This window comes from Nocardiopsis sp. iso_238 (assembly GCF_056173325.1).
Genome location: NZ_CM149668.1, coordinates 5,130,971 through 5,149,814, shown reverse-complemented (window position 1 = coordinate 5,149,814; position 18,844 = coordinate 5,130,971). Strand labels below are relative to the sequence as shown.

The 18,844-nt window shown below is 70.4% G+C and carries 13 protein-coding genes; 8 read left to right on the top strand and 5 right to left on the bottom strand.

What is annotated here, in order from left to right; genetic code table 11:
- Positions 1-153: 153 nt before the first annotated feature.
- The 3 genes from AC0VYL_RS23265 to gatA all read left to right on the top strand — a co-directional run bounded on the left by AC0VYL_RS23265 (position 154) and on the right by gatA (position 3,182).
- Complete coding sequence (locus tag AC0VYL_RS23265; protein WP_475481495.1) at positions 154-1,305, top strand: outer membrane protein assembly factor BamB family protein; 1,152 nt, start codon at positions 154-156, stop codon at positions 1,303-1,305.
- An 80-nt stretch (positions 1,306-1,385) separates the two neighbouring features.
- Positions 1,386-1,685: an Asp-tRNA(Asn)/Glu-tRNA(Gln) amidotransferase subunit GatC gene (gatC, locus tag AC0VYL_RS23260; protein WP_191274162.1), complete on the top strand. Its 300-nt coding sequence runs from the start codon at positions 1,386-1,388 to the stop codon at positions 1,683-1,685.
- Entirely contained in the window at positions 1,686-3,182 is a 1,497-nt protein-coding gene (gatA, locus tag AC0VYL_RS23255) for an Asp-tRNA(Asn)/Glu-tRNA(Gln) amidotransferase subunit GatA (RefSeq protein WP_475455951.1), read from the top strand.
- A gap of 50 nt (positions 3,183-3,232) precedes the next feature.
- On the opposite strand, the gene AC0VYL_RS23250 is transcribed toward gatA, so the two are convergent.
- From AC0VYL_RS23250 to AC0VYL_RS23230, 5 genes are all read right to left on the bottom strand, one after another.
- The gene (locus AC0VYL_RS23250; RefSeq protein WP_475481494.1) at positions 3,233-4,045 is read right to left on the bottom strand and encodes a nucleotidyltransferase domain-containing protein; all 813 of its coding nucleotides are present in this window, start codon (positions 4,043-4,045) and stop codon (positions 3,233-3,235) included.
- A gap of 149 nt (positions 4,046-4,194) precedes the next feature.
- Positions 4,195-5,361, bottom strand: coding sequence for a thioester domain-containing protein (locus AC0VYL_RS23245; RefSeq protein WP_475481493.1), 1,167 nt, complete (start codon positions 5,359-5,361; stop codon positions 4,195-4,197).
- A gap of 284 nt (positions 5,362-5,645) precedes the next feature.
- Positions 5,646-6,881 (bottom strand): Cys-Gln thioester bond-forming surface protein, encoded by a 1,236-nt coding sequence (locus AC0VYL_RS23240; RefSeq protein WP_475455945.1) that lies wholly within the window; start codon positions 6,879-6,881, stop codon positions 5,646-5,648.
- A 362-nt stretch (positions 6,882-7,243) separates the two neighbouring features.
- Positions 7,244-8,443 carry a thioester domain-containing protein gene (locus AC0VYL_RS23235; protein WP_475455943.1) on the bottom strand — a complete coding sequence of 400 codons (1,200 nt, stop codon included), beginning with the start codon at positions 8,441-8,443 and terminating at the stop codon, positions 7,244-7,246.
- 403 nt (positions 8,444-8,846) lie between these two features.
- On the bottom strand, positions 8,847-10,013 hold the full coding sequence (locus AC0VYL_RS23230) for a thioester domain-containing protein (protein ID WP_475481492.1): 1,167 nt from the start codon (positions 10,011-10,013) through the stop codon (positions 8,847-8,849).
- A 247-nt stretch (positions 10,014-10,260) separates the two neighbouring features.
- On the opposite strand from AC0VYL_RS23230, the gene gatB reads away from it, so the two are divergent.
- From gatB to ilvC, 5 genes are all read left to right on the top strand, one after another.
- Positions 10,261-11,772 carry an Asp-tRNA(Asn)/Glu-tRNA(Gln) amidotransferase subunit GatB gene (gatB, locus tag AC0VYL_RS23225; protein WP_475481491.1) on the top strand — a complete coding sequence of 504 codons (1,512 nt, stop codon included), beginning with the start codon at positions 10,261-10,263 and terminating at the stop codon, positions 11,770-11,772.
- A 462-nt stretch (positions 11,773-12,234) separates the two neighbouring features.
- The gene (locus AC0VYL_RS23220; RefSeq protein WP_475481490.1) at positions 12,235-14,940 is read left to right on the top strand and encodes a putative bifunctional diguanylate cyclase/phosphodiesterase; all 2,706 of its coding nucleotides are present in this window, start codon (positions 12,235-12,237) and stop codon (positions 14,938-14,940) included.
- Between the two features lie 417 nt (positions 14,941-15,357).
- Positions 15,358-17,118, top strand: a complete 1,761-nt coding sequence (locus AC0VYL_RS23215; RefSeq protein ID WP_475455935.1) for an acetolactate synthase large subunit — start codon at positions 15,358-15,360, stop codon at positions 17,116-17,118.
- 18 nt (positions 17,119-17,136) lie between these two features.
- The gene (gene ilvN, locus AC0VYL_RS23210; RefSeq protein WP_017547239.1) at positions 17,137-17,661 is read left to right on the top strand and encodes an acetolactate synthase small subunit; all 525 of its coding nucleotides are present in this window, start codon (positions 17,137-17,139) and stop codon (positions 17,659-17,661) included.
- Positions 17,662-17,770: 109 nt separating this feature from the next.
- The gene (gene ilvC, locus AC0VYL_RS23205) at positions 17,771-18,766 is read left to right on the top strand and encodes a ketol-acid reductoisomerase (RefSeq protein WP_475455933.1); all 996 of its coding nucleotides are present in this window, start codon (positions 17,771-17,773) and stop codon (positions 18,764-18,766) included.
- The last annotated feature ends 78 nt before the right edge of the window (positions 18,767-18,844 follow it).

Sequence of the window (18,844 nt, the reverse complement as noted above, 5' to 3'; positions counted from 1 at the left end):
GGTGTACTGAATGTTGTCCAGGAGGAATGAGGAGCCTTGCCTTACTTGCGGCCCATTACTTTTTTGATTTTGGTCTCTATTGTTTCCGGATGCTCGTTTTCTGGTGTTTCCCACGTCGTTCATGAGCTAACAGGGGAGGCCGAAGGGGAAGCGGTGTCGGTCGATGAGTTGTCGTGGACCTGGGATCCGCCTGAGGAGGCCGGAGAGATCGTTGTTCGATCTTTTGACGAAGGTGTCATTGCCCTCGTTGAGGACGGAGTTTTCGCGCTCGCGGGGGAAACAGGGGATGTGCTGTGGTCCTACCGGGATCCGGGGCAGGAGTTTCTGAGTAACGTCACCACCGATGGTGAACACGTGGTGCTCCATGATGAGGAGAGCTCGCGGACGATGCTCCTGGACAGGGATAGCGGGCGGATAACGCATGAGTTCTCCCTGGACATGTCGGAATACGATCACACCTACCGGGTTCGTGATGACCATCTGTCCGACGCGTTGAAGACTGTGTCAGGGAATTCATGGGTGGTCCGTTGGCAGGACACGGTGGCCTCCCACGCGCTGGGGGACGGCGGCACCTCCTGGGTCACTTCAGATGTCGCCGAATGCTCGTTCCAGGGATCGGTCGACAGTATCTCCGTCAGTGAGAACGTAGTGGTCGCGGCCACCACTTGCTATGAACAGCCCCAAGGGCAGGAGTCGGTCGAGTGGAGTGAGGGTTGGGAATTCACTTCCGAGTTCGTAGGGCTTGACCCTGGCACGGGAGAGGAGCTCTGGCGGATCGAACACACTGTTGGCCGGATGCCTCGGGAATCCCTTCAGCGTGAGATGTACGTCTGCTCCGAGGGCCTGCTGTGCGTTGCGTATCTGGACTCCCATGATGAGGAACTGTCCCTGGTGGATCCCGAGTCCCGAAAGGTGACTGATCTGGGGGCGCGGAACCTGTTGTGGATTTCGGATGACGGTGGTCAGCGGGGATTGTGGGACACCGAGACCGGTACGTATCGGATCGAGGATCTTGCGGGGAACGTCGAGCGCGAGTCGGAGCGGGGCCTCGTGCCGATGGACGAGGACATCGTGCAGGACGGCCACAGGGTGGGCTTGGAGGGCGGTGTGCTCTATCTGGAGGAGTCGACGGAGGACGCCTCCGCTCCTGAGGGGTTCGCGCGTTTCGAGGGCTTCGAGGATTCCACGGTGCTTACCTGGGACTCTGAGGAGAGTCTGTCCGTCATCGACGCGATCAGCGTTCCCGGGGCGGTGGCCGTCGCGTACGTGGCCGACGGCCGGGCCGGTGTGATGGGCCTCAGGTGAGGGAGAGCGGCACCGGGACCGGCGGCGGGACAATAGGATTGTCCTGATCACCCGTCCGCCGAAGAAACGGTTCTCACCTGATGACCGCCATCACCCGTGATGAGGTCGCGCACCTCGCCCGGTTGTCGCGGCTGGCGCTCGACGAGAGCGAGCTCGACACGCTCGCCGCCCAGCTCGGTGACATCCTCACCGCCGTGGCCAAGGTGCAGGAGGTCGCCCAGGGCGACATCCCGCCGAGCTCGCACGCCCTGCCGCTGACCAACGTCTACCGCCCCGACGAGGCCCGGACCGGCCTCACCCCCGAGCAGGCCCTGGCCGGAGCCCCCGCGGTGGAGGACCAGCGCTTCCGGGTGCCGCGCATCCTTGGGGAGGAAGAGTAGATGAGCGACGTCATCGGGCTCAGCGCCGCCGACCTCGGCGCGGCCATCAAGGCCGGTGAGGTCTCCTCCGAGGAGGCCACCACCGCCTACCTCGACCGCATCGAGTCGGTCGACGGCGACATCAACGCCTTCCTGCACGTGCGCCGGGAGACCGCGCTCGCCCAGGCCCGCGACGTGGACGCCAGGCGTTCCGCCGGTGCCGACCTCGGCCCCCTCGCGGGCGTGCCGGTCGCGCACAAGGACGTGTTCACCACCAAGGACATGCCCACCACGGCCGCGTCGAAGATCCTGGAGGGCTGGCAGCCCCCCTACGACGCCACCGTCACCGAGCGCCTGCGCGGGGCCGGTCTGGTCATCCTCGGCAAGACCAACATGGACGAGTTCGCCATGGGGTCCTCCACCGAGAACTCGGCTTACCAGATCACCCGCAACCCGTGGGACACCGACCGCATCCCCGGCGGCTCCTCCGGTGGTTCCTCGGCGGCCGTCGCCGCCTTCGAGGCGCCGCTGGCCACCGGCACCGACACCGGCGGATCCATCCGCCAGCCCGCCGCCGTGTGCGGCCTGGTCGGCGGCAAGCCCACCTACGGCGGCTCCTCCCGGTACGGGATGATCGCCTTCGCCTCGTCCCTGGACACCCCGGGCCCGTTCGCGCGCAACGTGCTGGACGCCGCCCTGCTCCAGGAGGCCTTCTCCGGCCACGACCCCCGCGACTCCACCTCGATCGACGCCCCCGTGCCGCCGGTGGTCGACGCCGCCCGGATGGGCGACGTCGAGGGTCTGCGCGTCGGCGTGGTCAAGGAGCTGGACAACGACGGCTTCCAGCCCGGTGTGCGCCAGCGCTTCCGCGAGACCGTGGAGCTGCTGGAGTCCCTGGGCGCCAAGGTCGTCGAGGTGTCCTGCCCGAGCTTCGACGCCGCCCTGTCCGCCTACTACCTCATCGCGCCCAGCGAGGCCTCCTCGAACCTGGCCCGCTTCGACGCCATGCGGTACGGCCTGCGGGTGGGCGACGACGGCACGCGCAGCGCCGAGGAGGTCATGTCGCTGACCCGTGCGCAGGGCTTCGGCCCCGAGGTCAAGCGCCGGATCATGCTGGGCACCTACGCGCTGTCCAGCGGCTACTACGACGCCTACTACGGCAGCGCCCAGCAGGTGCGCACGCTGATCAAGCGCGACTTCGACGCCGCCTTCGAGAACGTGGACGTGCTGGTCTCCCCGACCACCCCGACCACGGCGTTCCCGATCGGTGAGCGCGCCGAGGACCCGATGGCCATGTACCTCGCCGACCTGTGCACGATCCCGTCCAACCTGGCCGGGAACGCGTCGCTGTCGGTGCCGTGCGGCCTGGCCCCGGAGGACGACCTCCCGGTCGGCTTCCAGATCATGGCCCCGCCGCTGGCCGACGACCGCACCTACCGGGTCGCGGCCGCCGTCGAGCGCGCCCTGACCGAGCGGGACGGCGCGCTGATCGCGCGCAGCCCCTACGCGGTCTCCTAGGTCGTACGACGCCCTCCGTTCCCCGGTGGGGAGCGGAGGGCGTTCGCGTGTCAGCCGATCAGCTTCGCGATGTCCTCGTGCAGGTCCTCGGGGACGTCGACGCCCCACCGCCCGGCGGCCTCCCGGGACAGTTCACGGCTCCACGCCCAGCTGTTCTCCAGCGCCCGGCGGACCTCCTCCGGTTCGGCGCTCCCGGTCGTCCCGGTGTGGCGCGCCACGTCCAGGTCGGGCAGGTCCGCCTCCAGGGCCCGACTGGGTGTGAGCCAGTGCGCGGTGGAGCCGCGCAGCAGCCGCACCAGCTTGAGCTGGTGCGGGGAGACCATCGTGGCCAGCGCCGCGTGGGCGCGGGCGGCCTCGCCGCGGGCCAGCACGTGGGCGGTCATGAGCGTCCAGTTGGCCAGCTCTCCCATGAGCTGTTCGGCGGTCGGCACCGGGTCGTGCGCCACGGCCCCGGCGAGCGGGCGCACGGCCTCGGTGAGACGGCCGGTGCGGTCCAGCAGTACGGCTGCGTTCGGGTCGGGCAGGTGGATCATGCCCTTCCAGGTGGCGATCTCCGCGATGGCGGACCCGGGCTCGAAGTGGAACTCGCCGCGCATGAGGTCGTCGAAGACCACGGCGAGGATCCCGAAGAGGTTGGTGTAGGCGAGCCGGACCGGGGCGACGCGGGAGACGAACTCCCGGCCGTCGAGGTCCTCCGCGAGGTACACGTAGGCGTCCAGGTCGGAGAGGGCGTCGGCCTCACCGGTGCTCCAGGACCCGTAGAGCAGGACCGCCTCCACGCGCGGGTCGGCCTGGGCGACCTCGCGCAGGCGCTCGACGCGCTGGGCCAGGGCGGTGGGTGGGGTGCGGTGGTCGTCGTGCACGGATACTCCGTCGTCTCGGGGTGTTCCGGGCAGTACGAAGGCACCGCCCGGGAGGGAAACCGTTCGGGCGGCGGGCCTCCTGACGAGGGTTCCGCCGTCCCTAGGAGGGACGGAGCTCGGTGACCGCGATCGCGCACATGGTGACCATTCTACGGCCGTTGCCCGGTGGACCCGCGGCGCCGGGCGAGGTACAGGGCGGCGCCGCCGCCCGCGAGCGCGACCAGCGCGGCGGCGACCAGGGAGACCACCGCGCCTCCCGTGACGGCCAGCCCTCCGGTTTCGGGCACGGCGGCCCGGTCCGCGACCGGGGAGGTACTGGGCCCGTCGGTGGGGTCGACCACCGGCGGGGTGCCGCCCGCCGCGTCCCAGGCCACCGTGGCGGACTCGGAGACGACGATCTCGCTGTCCTGGGCCGTGATGAGCGTCTGGGTGGGTTCGTCGGGGGCCTCACCCTTGAACAGGCGGCCGATCTCCACGGAGGCGGTGGTCTCCAGCACGAGGGTGGCCTCGCCCGCGTCGGCGTCGGCCGGGACGGAGAAGGCCACGGTGTCGCCGCCGCCGACCTCGTCGAGGCTCCGTCCGGTCCCGGCGTCGACCAGTTCCACGCCGTCGGGGGCCTCCAGGCGCACGGGGACGCTCTCGGCGCTGGTCTCGACGGTGAACGGGCCGATCTCCTCACCGGCCAGTCCCGATCCCCGGGACGGGCTGACGGTGAGCGCCGAACCCGGTTCGTTGGCCAGCTCCTCGGCGCCGTCGACCAGGTGGTCGTACAGGTGGGTGACGTTGCCCGCGTTGACGTTGCCGTCGAGCTCGGGGCTCCGCTCCACCCGTTCCAGGTCCAGTCCGTTGCTGAAGTGCCAGATGGCGGCCTGGGTCGCGGTGAGCGCCTCGGACTCGGTCAGCCGCGCCATCCCGGCCCGCTCCTCCAGCTCCCCGACCCCGACCACCGGGTAGGAGTTCCGCAGGATCCAGTTCACCCGGCCGGGTTCGGCGAAGTCGCCCTGCCCCGGGTAGCTCTCCCACTGGTCCTCGCGGTACCAGGCCTCCTCGACCAGCCCGGTGCGGAAGTCGATGCAGTACGTGGTGAGCGTCTGGTCGCCGTCGTCGAGGCGCACGTTGAAGGTGGCCGTCGTCGTGAAGGGCTCACCCCGCATGGTGACCGCGTGGCCGTGCTCCGCGACGCCCGTGTACTGGCCGCGTACCGACCCCTGGTAGGGAGCGGGTTCGGCGGCCGAGGGGGCCGCGAGCCCCACCATGAGCAGGGCCGCGGCCACGGCGGCGAGGGGTGTACGAGCGCGGAGGGACACGTGCGTCACTTCTCTTCCTGAGGTGTTCCGCCCGACGGCGGGAAACAGCGCGATTCAGGTGGTGAAGAGGCTTTGGGGGTGGTGCGTCCGTCGGACGAGGTTTTCACGGGACCCGCGCACCCCACAACGGAGTCCTTTGTTCTGGCCGATAGCAGCCAAATGCGGGATCACGTGTAAACCGATCGCCGTATTGTGCGTGGTCCGTCGGAAAGGGGACTTCTGTTTTGTCCGCGCATGACAAAGGGCCCGCCCCGCGAGTGGATCGCGGGGCGGGCCCTGAGCGGGCGGACTACCTACGCGTCAGCGTCGGTGTCGGCACCGCTGCTCCGCCGCTTGCGGCTCAGGTAGAGGGCGCCGCCGCCGGCACCCAGGGCGGCCACACCGGCGGCCACCAGGCCGAGCAGCGCGCCACCGGTGACGGGCAGGGTCGGCTTGTCGTCCTCCTTGCCCGGGGCGGGCTTGTCGTCCTCGGAGGGGGACTCGCTCGGGGTGGGCTTGGGCTCCGGCTCGTCGGTCGGCTCCGGGGTCGGCTCCGGGTCCGTCGAGGGCTCCTCGGACGGCTCCGGGGTCGGGGTGGGCTGGTCGGCCTCGGACCACTCGGCGGAGGCGGCGGCGTTGACGGTGACGTCGCTGTCCTCGGCGGTGATCAGGGTCTGGGTCGCCTTCTCGGGGTCCTCACCCTTGAACAGACGGCCCTGCTTGATGGTGGCGTTGGCCTCCAGGCTGAAGGACGCCTCGCCCGCGTCGGAGTCGGCGGGGACGGAGAAGCCGACCTTGTCGCCGTCGGACAGGGTGTCACCGACCGGCTGGCCGGACTCCAGGTCGACCAGCTGGACGCCCTCGGGGGCGGTCAGGTCGACGGGGACGCTGGCCGCGTTGGTCGAGATGACGAACTCGCCGACGGTCTCACCGGCCTTGCCGGCGGCGCTGCCCGGGGTCACGCTCAGGGTCGGCGCGGGCTCCTGGGGCAGCTCCTCGGCGTTGGCCACCAGGTAGTCGTAGATCGCCTTGACGTTGCCCTGGCCGCGGTCGAGGGTGGCGCCGTTGCTGTGGTGCCAGATGGCGGCCTGGGTGGCGGCCAGCGCCTCGGACTCGGTGACGCGGGCGGCGTTGGCGCCCTCGGCGGCCTCGGCCAGGTCCTTGGCGCTGACCGACGGGTAGCCCTGCTGGAGGATCCAGTGGACCTTGCCGGGCTCGGCGAAGGAGCCCTTGCCCGGGTAGTTGGCCCAGCTGTCCTCCTTGTACCAGGCGCTCGAACGGATACCCGTCTCGATGTCGATGCAGTAGGTGATCAGCTCGCTGCCGTCCTCGAGCCGGAGCCTGAAGAGGTTGGTACCGATCCTGCCGGTGCTCATGGTGACGGTGTCGCCGGACTGGTGGTTGCCCACGTACTGGGCGCGCACGGAGCCCTCGTAGGTCTCCAGGGGCTCCGCGGCGGCCGGAGCGGCCAGGCCGAAGGTCAGCAGCGCCGCGGCGGAGACCGCGAGACCCGCGCGACCGGTGCTCCGGAGGTTGGGGGAGTGCTTCACGTCGTGTCCTGTCATGAGGTTCCGCGCCGTACGGCCCCGGGGGCGTGCGGCGGCGGGAGGAGGAAGAGGTGCGCGTCCGGGAGGGGCCGGAGGCGGCTTCGGGCTTCGAGAGAGCCCCGAGGCACAGGGGAAGAAGTTTGTGCCTGTCCGATATTAGCGATCTGTCGGGGTACCTCCAAGCCGAATCAGGGCGATTTCTCGGTGCCACCGGCCTGAACTGCGGCTTCTCCAGGAAAGACGGAGGGCCCGCCCCCGTGATCTCTCACGTGGACGGGCCCTCGCGGGGTTCGCTCCCCTACCGGTCCGTCTCCGGTGTCCGGAATCTCGGCTCGGCCGGGGTCGCGGACCCAGGGAGTGCGTCCCTAGGCGTCGGTGTCCTCACCGTTGGCCGCCTTGCGCTTGCGGCTCAGGTAGAGGGCGGCGCCGCCGGCACCCAGGGCGGCCACACCGGCCGCGACCAGACCCGTGAGCGCGCCACCGGTCACCGGCAGGGTCGGCTTGTCGTCCTCCTTGGGCGGGGTCGGCTTCTCCTCGGCCGGCTCGCTCGGCTTCTCGGCGGGCTCGGAGGGCTCCTCACTGGGGGAGGGGGTCTCGCTGGGCTCCTCGGTCGGCGGGACCGGGGTCTCGGCCTTGGTCCAGGTCGCCGAGGCGGAGGCCGTGGCGGTGGTGGGCTCACCGTCGACGGTGATCAGCGTCTGGGTGGGCTTCTTCGGGTCCTTGCCCTGGAAGAGACGCCCGGTCTCCACGGTGGAGGTGGCCTCCAGGCTGAAGGACGCCTCGCCGTCCTCGGCGTCCTCGGGGACGGCGAAGCCGACCCGGTCGCCGTTCTCGACGGTGGTGACGGCCTCGCCGGACTCCAGGTCGACCAGCTCGACGCCCTCGGGGGCGGTCAGGTCCACGGGGATCTCGGTGGCGTTGGTCTCGATGACGAACTCACCGACGGTCTCACCGGCGGAGCCCTCGGCGGAGGACGGGGTGATGCTCAGCGCCGCGCCGGGCTCCCGCTCGGTCTCCTCGGCGTTCTCGACGAGGTGGGCGTAGACCTTCTCGACGGCCTCGCTGTTGCCCTCGCTGAGGTCCAGGTCGTTGCTGAAGTGCCAGATGGCGGCCTGGGTGGCCGCGAGGGCGTCACCGTTGCTCAGGCCCTCGACACCGGCGGCCTCACCGAGGGCGGCGGCGTCGGTCCGGGGGTAGGAGTTCTGGAGGATCCACAGGACCTTGCCGGGCTGGGCGAAGGAGCCCTCACCGGGGTAGTTGGCCCAGTCGTCCTCCTTGTACTCGGCGCCGCCGACGATCTGGGTGCGGAAGTCGATGCAGTACGTCGTGAGGACGCTGCCGTCGGTCAGCTCCAGGTTGAAGAGGCTGGGCCGGACCTCCTCGCCGTTCATGTGGACGTTCGGGCCGTTCTCGGCGTTGCCGGTGTACCTGCCTTCGAGGGAACCCTCGTAGGTCTCCACCTCGTCGGCGGCCGCGGGGGCGGCCAGACCGAGGGCGAGGAACGCCGCGGCGGTGGCGGCGAGACCAGCGCGTCCGGCGGTGCGGGGGAGGGAGAAGTTGCTCAAGTTGTGTCCCGGTGTCTGCTAGGGGTTACCGGATGGAATCCGCCCAGGTCGATGGGGAGCCGTGTGCGGAGGGCGCGGTCGCCACGGATGGGAGCCCTCGTCGATGAGGGAGGGCTGTCGGGTGCGCCCCCGGGGTGTCGCACGATGTCGGGGGCAGGGGCGCGGTGGCCGTTCAGGCCGGAAGCGGTCCTTCCGATCGGACTCGCTCACGCGGGAGGCGGGCCGCGTGCGCCATGGGAATGGCGACCGCCCGCCCGATACTAGCGATCGGATTCCCCACTTCCAACCCGACTCACTGAAAATGTGACGAATAACGGGCGGCGGAGAATTCCGGCGGGGCGAAGCCGCATTATGTCGCGATGTTATGGAACGCCAGTTCGGAGAAGGACGAGTTCCCTGGTTCTCAGTCGCGTCGTTTTCTGCCCAGAACCAGGATGAGCAGCCCGGACACGACCAGTGCTCCGGCGATCACCAGCAGACCGGACAGCCACGTGCCGGTGAGCGCCAGGCCGCTCCCGGTGTTCCGGTCCTCCGCCACCGCGGTCGGGGTCTCCTCGGGCTCGGGCTCCGGTGAGGGCACCTCCCGGACCTCCGGGGCCTCGGGCTCCACCGTCTCCGGCTCGGGCTCCTCGGTCCGCTCCTGCGGCTCCTCGCCCCGCCAGGTGAACGTCGCGCTGGTCGAGCTCGTCGCCGAACCCGGCTCGGCGGTGATCAGCGGCTGCGTCCGCACCCCCTCGCGGCCGGTGAACAGGCGGCCCTCCTCCAGAGGGACCTCGTCGCCGCGCATGTGGAGGGTGACCACCCCGGCCGGAACGGACGGGTCCACGTCGAGGAACAGCTCGTCCCCGTCGTGGGCCTGGGAGACCTCCTGTCCCGCCGCGTCGACCAGCCACGCCGCCGGGGCGCCGCGCAACGAGAGCCGCACCGGCCCCTCGCCGGCGCTGGAGACGGTCAGGGGGCCCAGCGGCTCCTCGGGGGAGACCGCCTCGACCTGGGCGGGGGAGACCTCCACGGAACGGGCGGTGGTCCCGCCCCCGGCGTCCACGCTGCCCTCCACCAGGTACGTGTAGAGGGCGGTGACGTCCGGATGGTTGGCCTCCGGGTCCGGCTCCACCCCGTCCAGCACGTTCCACAGCGCGGCCTGGGTCGCCGCGATGGCGTGCGCCTCCTCCAGGAACAGCACCCCCGAGGCGGCGCCCAGCAGCGGCAGGGCGACGTTCGGGTAGGAGTTGCTCACCACCCAGTTGGCCCGGTTCGCGGGGGCCGGGGTTCCGGTGGTTCCGGTCCACTCCGGGCGGTCCGCCCACGACGACTCCACGTAGGCGGTGCGCGGCCGCACCTCCTCGTCCACGACCAGCGCGTAGGCGCGCACCGAGTCCTCGTCGGCCACGCGCAGGCTGAACAGCGCCGTGTCCACCTCGTCGCCGTCAGTGAGCACGACGGGCAGACCCGCGACCGGGTCTCGGTCGAGACGGGAGAAGTCGTCGGCCGCTACGGGGGCGGTGGTCAGGGTGCCGATCAGCGCGGAGGCGGAAAGCAGCGCGGCGCACCGAAGCAGGATGCCGGACATGCGCGGGCGCTCCTGTTGGGACGGGCGGAAGGGGGCGAAGGCCCCTACCGGCGAAATCGTGTTCCTGGGCAATCAAGACTAACGGCCCGGCGCCCGTCACCGAGGAGATCGTCTCCACAGCGACCCAATCGTGTGCTTGCCGTGACATCCGTCAGCCGCACCCCACCCGGGGACGGGACCGCCGGACCTCTCAGCCTCGGTAGGCTGACCTGGAAGGTATGTCCTCTACTGAAACGGGTTTGCGGCGATGGCCCACGCGGTGACTCCCAGCTTTGAACAGGCGCTGAACACGTACGAACCCGTGCTCGGCCTGGAGACCCACATCGAGCTGGGTACCGCCTCGAAGATGTTCTGCCCCTGCCCCACCGCGTTCGGCGCCGAGCCCAACACGCAGGTGTGCCCGGTCTGCCTCGCCTTCCCCGGCTCCCTGCCGGTGGTCAACGAGAAGGCCGTCGAGGGCGCGATCCGGCTCGGTCTGGCGCTCGACTGCTCGATCGCCCCGTGGGGGCGGTTCGCGCGGAAGAACTACTTCTACCCGGACATGCCGAAGAACTACCAGATCTCGCAGTACGACGAGCCGATCTGCGTGGACGGGCACCTCGACGTCACGGTCGACACCCCCGAGGGGCCGCGCGTGTTCCGCGTGGAGATCGAGCGCGTCCACATGGAGGAGGACACCGGCAAGTCCTCGCACGTCGGTGGTTCCACCGGTCGTATCCACGGCGCCAGCCACTCCAACGTCGACTACAACCGCGCGGGGATCCCGCTGCTGGAGATCGTCACCAAGCCGATCACCGGCACCGGCGAGCTCGCCCCGCTGGTGGCCCGCGCCTACGCCGCCGAACTGCGCGACCTGGTCCGTTCGCTCGGCATCTCCGACGTGCGCATGGAGGAGGGCTCGATGCGCTGCGACGTGAACGTCTCGATCAACGAGCGCGGCGCCGACAAGTGGGGCACCCGCAGCGAGACCAAGAACGTGAACTCCCTGCGCTCCGTCGAGCGGGCCGTCCGCTCGGAGATCGAGCGCCAGGCCGGCGTCCTCGACGCGGGGGAGCGGGTCGTGCAGGAGACCCGCCACTTCCAGGAGCACCTCGGCCGCAGCACCTCCGGCCGCTCCAAGGAGGAGGCGCAGGACTACCGCTACTTCCCGGACCCCGACCTCGTCCCGGTCGCCCCGTCCGAGGCGTGGATCGAGGAGCTGCGGGCCACCCTGCCCGAGCTCCCCGCCGCCCAGCGGGCCCGGGTCACGGCCGAGTGGAACCTCTCCGACACCGAGCTGCGCGACCTGGTCAACGCCGACGCCATCGGCCTGGTCGAGGCGACCGTCATTGAGGGTGCGCCCTCGGCCGAGGCCCGCAAGCTGTGGCTGAACGAGCTGTCCCGCCGCGCCACCGAGCAGGAGGTCGAGCTCTCCTCCCTGCCGATCACCCCGGCGCAGGTCGCCCGGGTCATCGCGCTCGTCGCGGAGGGCACGCTCACCAACAAGCTGGCACGCCAGGTTGTCGAGGGCGTCCTCGCTGGTGAGGGCGAGCCCGACGCCGTCGTGGAGGCCCGCGGTCTGAAGGTCGTGAGCGACGACGGTGCCCTGGGCGCGGCCGTCGACGAGGCGATCGCCAACAACCCCGACGCCGCCGACAAGGTGCGCGGGGGCAAGGTGGCCGCGGCCGGTGCCCTGGTGGGCGCCGTCATGAAGGCCACCCGGGGCCAGGCCGACGCCGGTCGCGCGCGGGAGCTCATCCTGGAAAGGCTTTCCGCGTAGGAGGAGGCGGGTCGCACCGCCCCTCGGGGCAGGTGTGAGGTAGGGCTCCTCCGTTCGGCCCGGGTGCGCGGAACCGCCACCGGGTCCGGTTCGTTGCCCGGTGCGTGAGCGGCGCCGCGGGGACTCGGTCCCCGCGGCGCCGACGTCCCTTCGGGGGAGGGGAGCACCCGGCTGACGCTTACTCACGGTGATGGTTCTGTCGTCATCTCTCGTCCGCTCCTCAATCGCTGTGTGACCTTGGTTGCGTAGGGTGTCCACGCACGGGGGTGAGTCCGGCCCGCCGGTTCCACCCCGCCGCCGTTCGTCCCGGTCCCGCGAGTACTCCGGGCGGCAACCAGTGGTGCGGCACGGCGCCGCGTCCTGACGCGAGTGATCACGAGGTGGGTGCTCCATGTTCGAGGAGAGAGCGCGACGGCGGCCGGGGGCCGCCCGGGTCGCCGCGCACCCGCTGGGAGGCCGGTGATGGGAACGAGGGCACGCCGCCTGGGACTGTTCGGGTTGGGCGCGCTTTTCCTGCTCTACCTCGCCGGGACCGTCGTCCCGGTGGGGGACGCCACGCTGGCCGCCTCCCTGGGGCAGTGGCCCACCGCCGTGGTGGCCGGTGTCGCGGGCGGTTCGCTGCTCTACGCCCCGCGGCGCTGGGCCCGGACCGGCGCGGACCGGGAGGCCCACGTGGACGGGGCCGACGGCCCCGCCGCGCTGCGCTTCCTCGGACTGGCCGCACTGGCCTGGTGCGCGGGTGGTCTCACTCACGCCATCACGCGTTCCTTCAGCGGGGCGTCGGTCCTTTCGCTCACGCTGGGTGATCTCTTCGCGCTCGCGGCGCTGCCACTCTTCGTGATCGGGTTCACCCGGTTCGCTCCCTGGCCGGGCGGCCTGCGCACGGCCCTGCGGCACATCACCGACAGCTACGTGTGCGCCGCCGCCGTCTTCTCCGTGGTGTGGATCCTGCTGTTCTCCCCGCTCTACGAGGAGCTGGGCGAGGGGGCCGGGTTCCTCGGTTTCGCGCTGGTCTACCCGGTCGCCGACATCGTGGTGCTGTGCCTGCTCATACCGCTGGTGTTCATGTCGCCGCACAGCACCCGGCGCGCGGTGCTGGTGGCGATCGGCGCGCTGGTCGTCATCGCGGGTTCGGACATGGTCGGCGCGGTCACGCGCCTGACCGGTCCGCCGGTGGCGGGCGGCGTCGAGCAGCCCGTGCGCTTCCTCGGCTTCGCCCTGCTGGGCGCGCTGCCGTGGCTGGTGGAGCACCGGCCGGGCGCCGCCCCCCGGAGGATCACCGGTCGGGGGCTGTACCGGTTCGCGCCGGAGATCGCCGCCGTGGCCTCGGTGTTCGTGGCCACGGTGGTGCTCACCGTGGCGGCGCTGCGCCTGCCGGACGTCGCCCCCGTGCTGCCGCTGGCGGCGGGCACGGCGGTGCTGGTCCTGCTGCTGCGGGTCGTCGGGATGCTGGAGGAGAACTCCACGCTCGCCCGCATGGTCCGCAACCGTGAGGGGCACTTCAACGAACTGGCCCGCAACAGCGGCGACGTCATCCTGGTCCTGGACCGCGACGGCGGCGTCCACTACATGAGTCCGGGCACGGCGGAGGCCTTCGGCTACCGGCTGGACGACGTCCTGGCCGCCCCGGTGACCACGCTCATCCACCCCGAGGACCTGGCGCGGACCAAGGCCGTCACGGACCTGTTCACCGAGCGCGCCAGCCAGGGCGTGCACCTGCGCCTGCGGGTGCGCGCGGCGGACGGCACCTGGCGGCACACCTCCTCGACCATCTCCCTGTACGAGCAGCCGGGTGAGCCCGACCGCCTGCTGGTCACGACCAGCGACATCAGCGCCCAGGTCGCCCTCCAGGACGAGGTCCAGCACCTGACCTTCCACGACGGCGTCACGGGCCTGCCCAACCGCGCCTACCTGGAGGAGCGGGCCAGCGACGTGCTGGCGCACCGGGCGATGAGCGAGGACCCCTCGGGGGACGTCGCGGTCATCTTCCTGGACATCGACGGGTTCACGGCGGTCAACGACTCCGCCGGACACGTGCGCGGCGACCACATGCTGGGACAGGCCGCCCGCCGCCTCCGGGGCGAGCTGGGCACCGAGGCCACGCTGGCCCGCTGGGGCGGGGACGAGTTCGCGGTCCTGGTGGAGGACGTGCCGAAGGCGCAGCGGGTGGTCGACCTCGCCGAGCGGCTGGGCCGGGTGATCGCCTCGGAGCCCTTCCAGGTGGCGGACCGGGACATCCTGCTGACCGCCAGTATCGGAGTGGCCTTCGCGGACGCGGCCACCGACAGCGGTGAGCTGCTGCGCAACGCCGACGTCGCGATGACCCGGGCCAAGGAGCGCGGGGCCGGGAACGTGGAGGTCTACGCCGCCCACATGCACGACATGGTCGTGTCCCGGCTGGAGCTCCAGATCCGGCTGCGCCAGGCACTGGCCAACAGCGAGTTCTTTTTGGAGTACCAGCCGGTCGTGGACCTGGGCACCTCGCAGGTGAACGCGGTGGAGGCGCTGGTGCGCTGGGACCGCGACGGCGAGGCGGTGGGCCCGGCCGAGTTCCTGGGCGCCGCCGAGGAGTCGGGCCTGATCGTTCCCCTGGGTGAGTGGATACTGCGGGAGGCCTGCGAGAAGGTCGCCGTGTGGCGGGTCTCCGACTGGGACATCGGCCTGTCCGTGAACCTGTCCGTGAAGCAGGTGCTGTCCCCGAGGTTCGTGGAGACGGTCGAGGGCGTGCTCGCGGAGACCGGTCTGCCCGCCGAGGTGCTCACCCTGGAGGTGGACGAGGAGGTCCTCCTCGACGACGGGGGAGACGCCGTCGCCCGCCTGGGCGAACTCCGGGAGCTCGGCGTGCGCCTGGCCATCGACGACTACGGCATGGGGTACGCCTCGCTGGCCCACCTGCGCGAGCTGAGCGTGGACGCGATCAAGATCGACCCGTCCTTCATCGCGGACCTGGGCCGCGACGACACGGTCACCCTGCTCACGCACACGATCATCCAGCTCGGCCGCGATTTGGGCGTCCAGGTGGTCGCGGAGGGCATCGAGCGCCCCGAACAGCTGGAGCAGCTGCGGGTGATGGGCTGTGACCACGGCCAGGGGTTCCTGGTCGCCCGGCCCATGGCCGCGAGCGGCGTGGAGGCCCTGGTGGGCGGGGAGGCCGGGGCCACCCTGTAGTCCGTCCGGAACCGGGCGACATGCGGTGTTAAGTCCGGCTTACGAAGGAAGTGTCGAGCCCCTGTCGCGTGTTCTGCGTTACACGCGACGGGGGCTTCGTCGTTGTTCGCCCAGGTCAGCGCGGTGGTGCCGGTGTCGGGTCGGCCGCATTCTGACATTTCTGTATCAAATAGTGAGACAAACTTCAGTTCTGGTTGACGCGCGACCGTCCCGTCGGCCAATGTTGTCAACGTGCAGAACAACTCCCTGATTCTCGTACTTGGTCGGCGCGCAGCCCACTGAGCTACTTCTGCTGCGCGCCACCCTCGACCGCCACCCGGCGGTGGGGGTTTTTTTATTGCCGCACCAGGCCGAGAACCAGAACCACCACCGCCAGAGCCGCAGTACCGCTCTGGACCCTCGCTGAAGGATCTTGAGATGACCGAGCAGATGACCGGCGCCCAATCGCTGATCAGGTCGCTGGAGCACGTCGGCGTTGACACTGTCTTCGGGATTCCCGGCGGCGCCATCCTCCCCGCGTACGACCCCCTCTACGACTCGGTGAAGGTGCGCCACATCCTGATGCGCCACGAGCAGGGAGCCGGGCACGCGGCCGAGGGCTACGCCTACGCCACCGGCCGACCCGGAGTGTGCATGGCCACCAGCGGTCCGGGGGCCACCAACCTCGTCACGCCGCTGGCCGACGCCCACATGGACTCGGTCCCGATGGTCGCCATCACCGGTCAGGTCGCCTCCCCGATGATCGGCACCGACGCGTTCCAGGAAGCCGACATCTGCGGCATCACGATGCCGATCACCAAGCACAACTTCCTGGTGAAGGACGTCCGCGACATCCCCCGCACCATCGCGGAGGCCTTCCACATCGCCTCCAGCGGCCGCCCCGGCCCGGTGCTCGTCGACATCTCCAAGGACGCCCTCCAGAACAGCACCGACTTCGTCTGGCCCGAGCGCCTGGACCTGCCCGGCTACCGCCCGGTCACCAAGCCGCACGGCAAGCAGGTCCGCGAGGCCGCCCGCCTGATCGCGGACGCCAAGCGCCCGGTCCTCTACGTCGGCGGCGGGGTCCTGCGCGCCGGAGCCTCCGCCGAGCTGCGCGTCCTGGCGGAGCTCACCGGTGTCCCCGTCGTCACCACGCTGATGGCGCGGGGCGTCTTCCCCGACAGCCACCCGCTGAACGTCGGCATGCCCGGCATGCACGGTGACGTCGCCGCCGTCGGCGCCCTCCAGAAGGCCGACCTCATCGTCGCCCTCGGCGCCCGCTTCGACGACCGCGTCACCGGCCGGCTGGACAGCTTCGCCCCCGACGCGAAGATCGTCCACGCCGACATCGACCCGGCCGAGATCTCCAAGAACCGCCACGCCGACGTGCCCATCGTCGGTGACTGCCGCGAGGTCCTCGCGGACCTGGTCGTGGCGGTCCGCGCCGACCAGGAGAAGGGCCGCCAGGGCGACTACGAGGCCTGGTGGCACCGGCTCAAGCAGCTGCGCACCACCTACCCCAAGGGCTTCGACGCCCCCGACGACGGCACCCTGTCACCGCAGGCGGTCATCCAGCGCCTCGGCCAGGTCGTCGGCCCCGAGGCCACCTACGTGGCGGGCGTCGGCCAGCACCAGATGTGGGCCGCGCAGTTCGTCGACTACGAGCGCCCCGGCTCCTTCGTCAACTCCGGCGGCCTCGGCACCATGGGCTTCTCCGTCCCGGCCGCCCTGGGCGCGAAGGTCGGCGACCCCGACCGCGTCGTCTGGTCCGTGGACGGCGACGGCTGCTTCCAGATGACCAACCAGGAGCTGGCCACCTGCGCGATCGAGGGCATCCCGATCAAGGTCGCCGTGGTCAACAACGGCAACCTGGGCATGGTGCGCCAGTGGCAGACCCTGTTCTACGAGGGCCGCTACTCCAACACCAACCTCCAGACCTCGCCGCTGGACGAGAAGGTCCGCATCCCGGACTTCGTCCGCCTGGCGGAGGCCTACGGCTGCGTCGGCCTGCGGTGCGAGAGCCCCGAGGACATCGACGCGACCATCGAGAAGGCGATGGCGATCAACGACCGCCCCGTCGTCGTCGACTTCACCGTGAACCACGACGCCATGGTCTGGCCCATGGTCGGCCCCGGCGTCAGCAACGACAACATCCAGTACGCGCGCGACATGGCGCCCAACTGGGAACACCAGGACTAGGAGTAGGGCCGAACCACCATGAGCCGTCACACGCTTTCCGTTCTGGTCGAGGACACCCCGGGCATCCTGGCCCGGGCCTCCGCCCTCTTCTCCCGTCGTGGGTTCAACATCGACTCGCTCAGTGTCAGCACCACTGAGTACACCGGACTGTCCCGGATGACGATCGCGGTCAACTGCGACCTCCACCCTTTGGAGCAGGTGACCAAACAGCTCAACAAGCTGGTCAACGTCGTCAAGATCGTGGAGATGGACACCACCGCGTCGGTGCAGCGCGAGCTGCTCCTGGTCAAGGTCAAGGCCGACGCGTCGAGCCGCACCCATGTGCTTCAGACGGCCGAGCTGTTCCGCGCGCACGTCGTGGACGTCAGCCCGGACGTCGTCGTCATCGAGGCCACCGGCGACCCCGAGAAGCTCGATGCCCTGGTCAGGAACCTGGAACCCTTCGGGATCCGGGAACTGGTGAAGTCAGGGCTGGTCGCCCTGGGACGGGGTCCCCGTTCGATCACCGACCGCTCCCTGCGGGCGGTCGACCGCAGCGCCTGAGCCGTCACCGGCGAAACGGCACCCGGCGGAGCCCGAACTGAGAGGCTGTCCGGACACGGCCGGACGGCACCCCGCCCCCAAGAACGTGAGAAACAAGGAGCAACACCAAGTGGCAGCAGAGATGTACTACGACGACGCCGCCGACCTCGCGCTCATCCAGAGCAAGAAGGTCGCCGTGATCGGTTACGGCAGCCAGGGCCACGCCCACGCGCTGTCGCTCCGGGACTCGGGCGTGGACGTCCGGGTCGGCCTGGCCGAGGGCTCCAAGAGCCGTGCCAAGGCCGAGGAGGAGGGCCTGCGGGTCGTCACTCCCGCCGAGGCCACCCGCGAGGCCGACGTGATCATGATCCTGGTCCCGGACCACATCCACCGTGACCTGTACGCGCAGGAGATCGCGCCCAACCTGGAGGCGGGCAACGCCCTCTTCTTCGGGCACGGCTTCAGCATCCGCTACGGCCTGATCGAGGCCCCCGAGGGCGTCGACGTCGCCATGGTCGCCCCCAAGGGCCCGGGCCACCTGGTCCGCCGCCAGTACGAGGCCGGGCGCGGCGTGCCCTGCCTGGTCGCGGTCGAGAAGGACGCCAGCGGCGAGGCGTGGGACCTGGCGCTGTCGTGGGCCAAGGGCATCGGCGGCACCAAGGCGGGTGTCATCAAGACCACCTTCACCGAGGAGACCGAGACCGACCTCTTCGGTGAGCAGGCCGTCCTGTGCGGTGGCACCGAGGAGCTGGTCAAGGCCGGTTTCGCCACCCTGGTCGAGGCGGGCTACCAGCCGGAGATCGCCTACTTCGAGTGCCTGCACGAGCTCAAGCTCATCGTCGACCTCATGTACGAGGGCGGCATCTCCAAGATGAACTGGTCCGTCTCGGACAACGCCGAGTACGGCGGCTACACCCGCGGCCCGCGCCTCGTCACCGAGCAGACCCGCGAGGAGATGCGCAAGATCCTGGGCGAGATCCAGGACGGCTCCTACGCCAAGGAGCTCATGGACGAGTTCGACGCCGGTCAGCCGACGTTCTCCAAGCGCCGTGAGGCCGAGCAGAACGAGCAGATCGAGAAGGTCGGTGCCGAGCTGCGTCCGCTGATGAGCTGGCTCAAGGCGTAGTAGCAGCCGACGTTTGGCGAACTCCCCACCGGGGCGGGGCGGGTGCTCCGCCCCGGTGGCGTTCGCGGGGGAGGGTGA

Bases quoted from the DNA above. Each gene is read 5' to 3' on its own strand.
- gatB (WP_475481491.1), top strand. From the start codon at position 10,261: ATGGCCCACGCGGTGACTCCCAGCTTTGAACAGGCGCTGAACACGTAC.
- gatC (WP_191274162.1), top strand. From the start codon at position 1,386: ATGACCGCCATCACCCGTGATGAGGTCGCGCACCTCGCCCGGTTGTCG.
- AC0VYL_RS23230 (WP_475481492.1), bottom strand. From the start codon at position 10,013: ATGTCCGGCATCCTGCTTCGGTGCGCCGCGCTGCTTTCCGCCTCCGCG.
- AC0VYL_RS23215 (WP_475455935.1), top strand. From the start codon at position 15,358: ATGACCGAGCAGATGACCGGCGCCCAATCGCTGATCAGGTCGCTGGAG.
- ilvN (WP_017547239.1), top strand. From the start codon at position 17,137: ATGAGCCGTCACACGCTTTCCGTTCTGGTCGAGGACACCCCGGGCATC.
- AC0VYL_RS23220 (WP_475481490.1), top strand. From the start codon at position 12,235: ATGGGAACGAGGGCACGCCGCCTGGGACTGTTCGGGTTGGGCGCGCTT.
- gatA (WP_475455951.1), top strand. From the start codon at position 1,686: ATGAGCGACGTCATCGGGCTCAGCGCCGCCGACCTCGGCGCGGCCATC.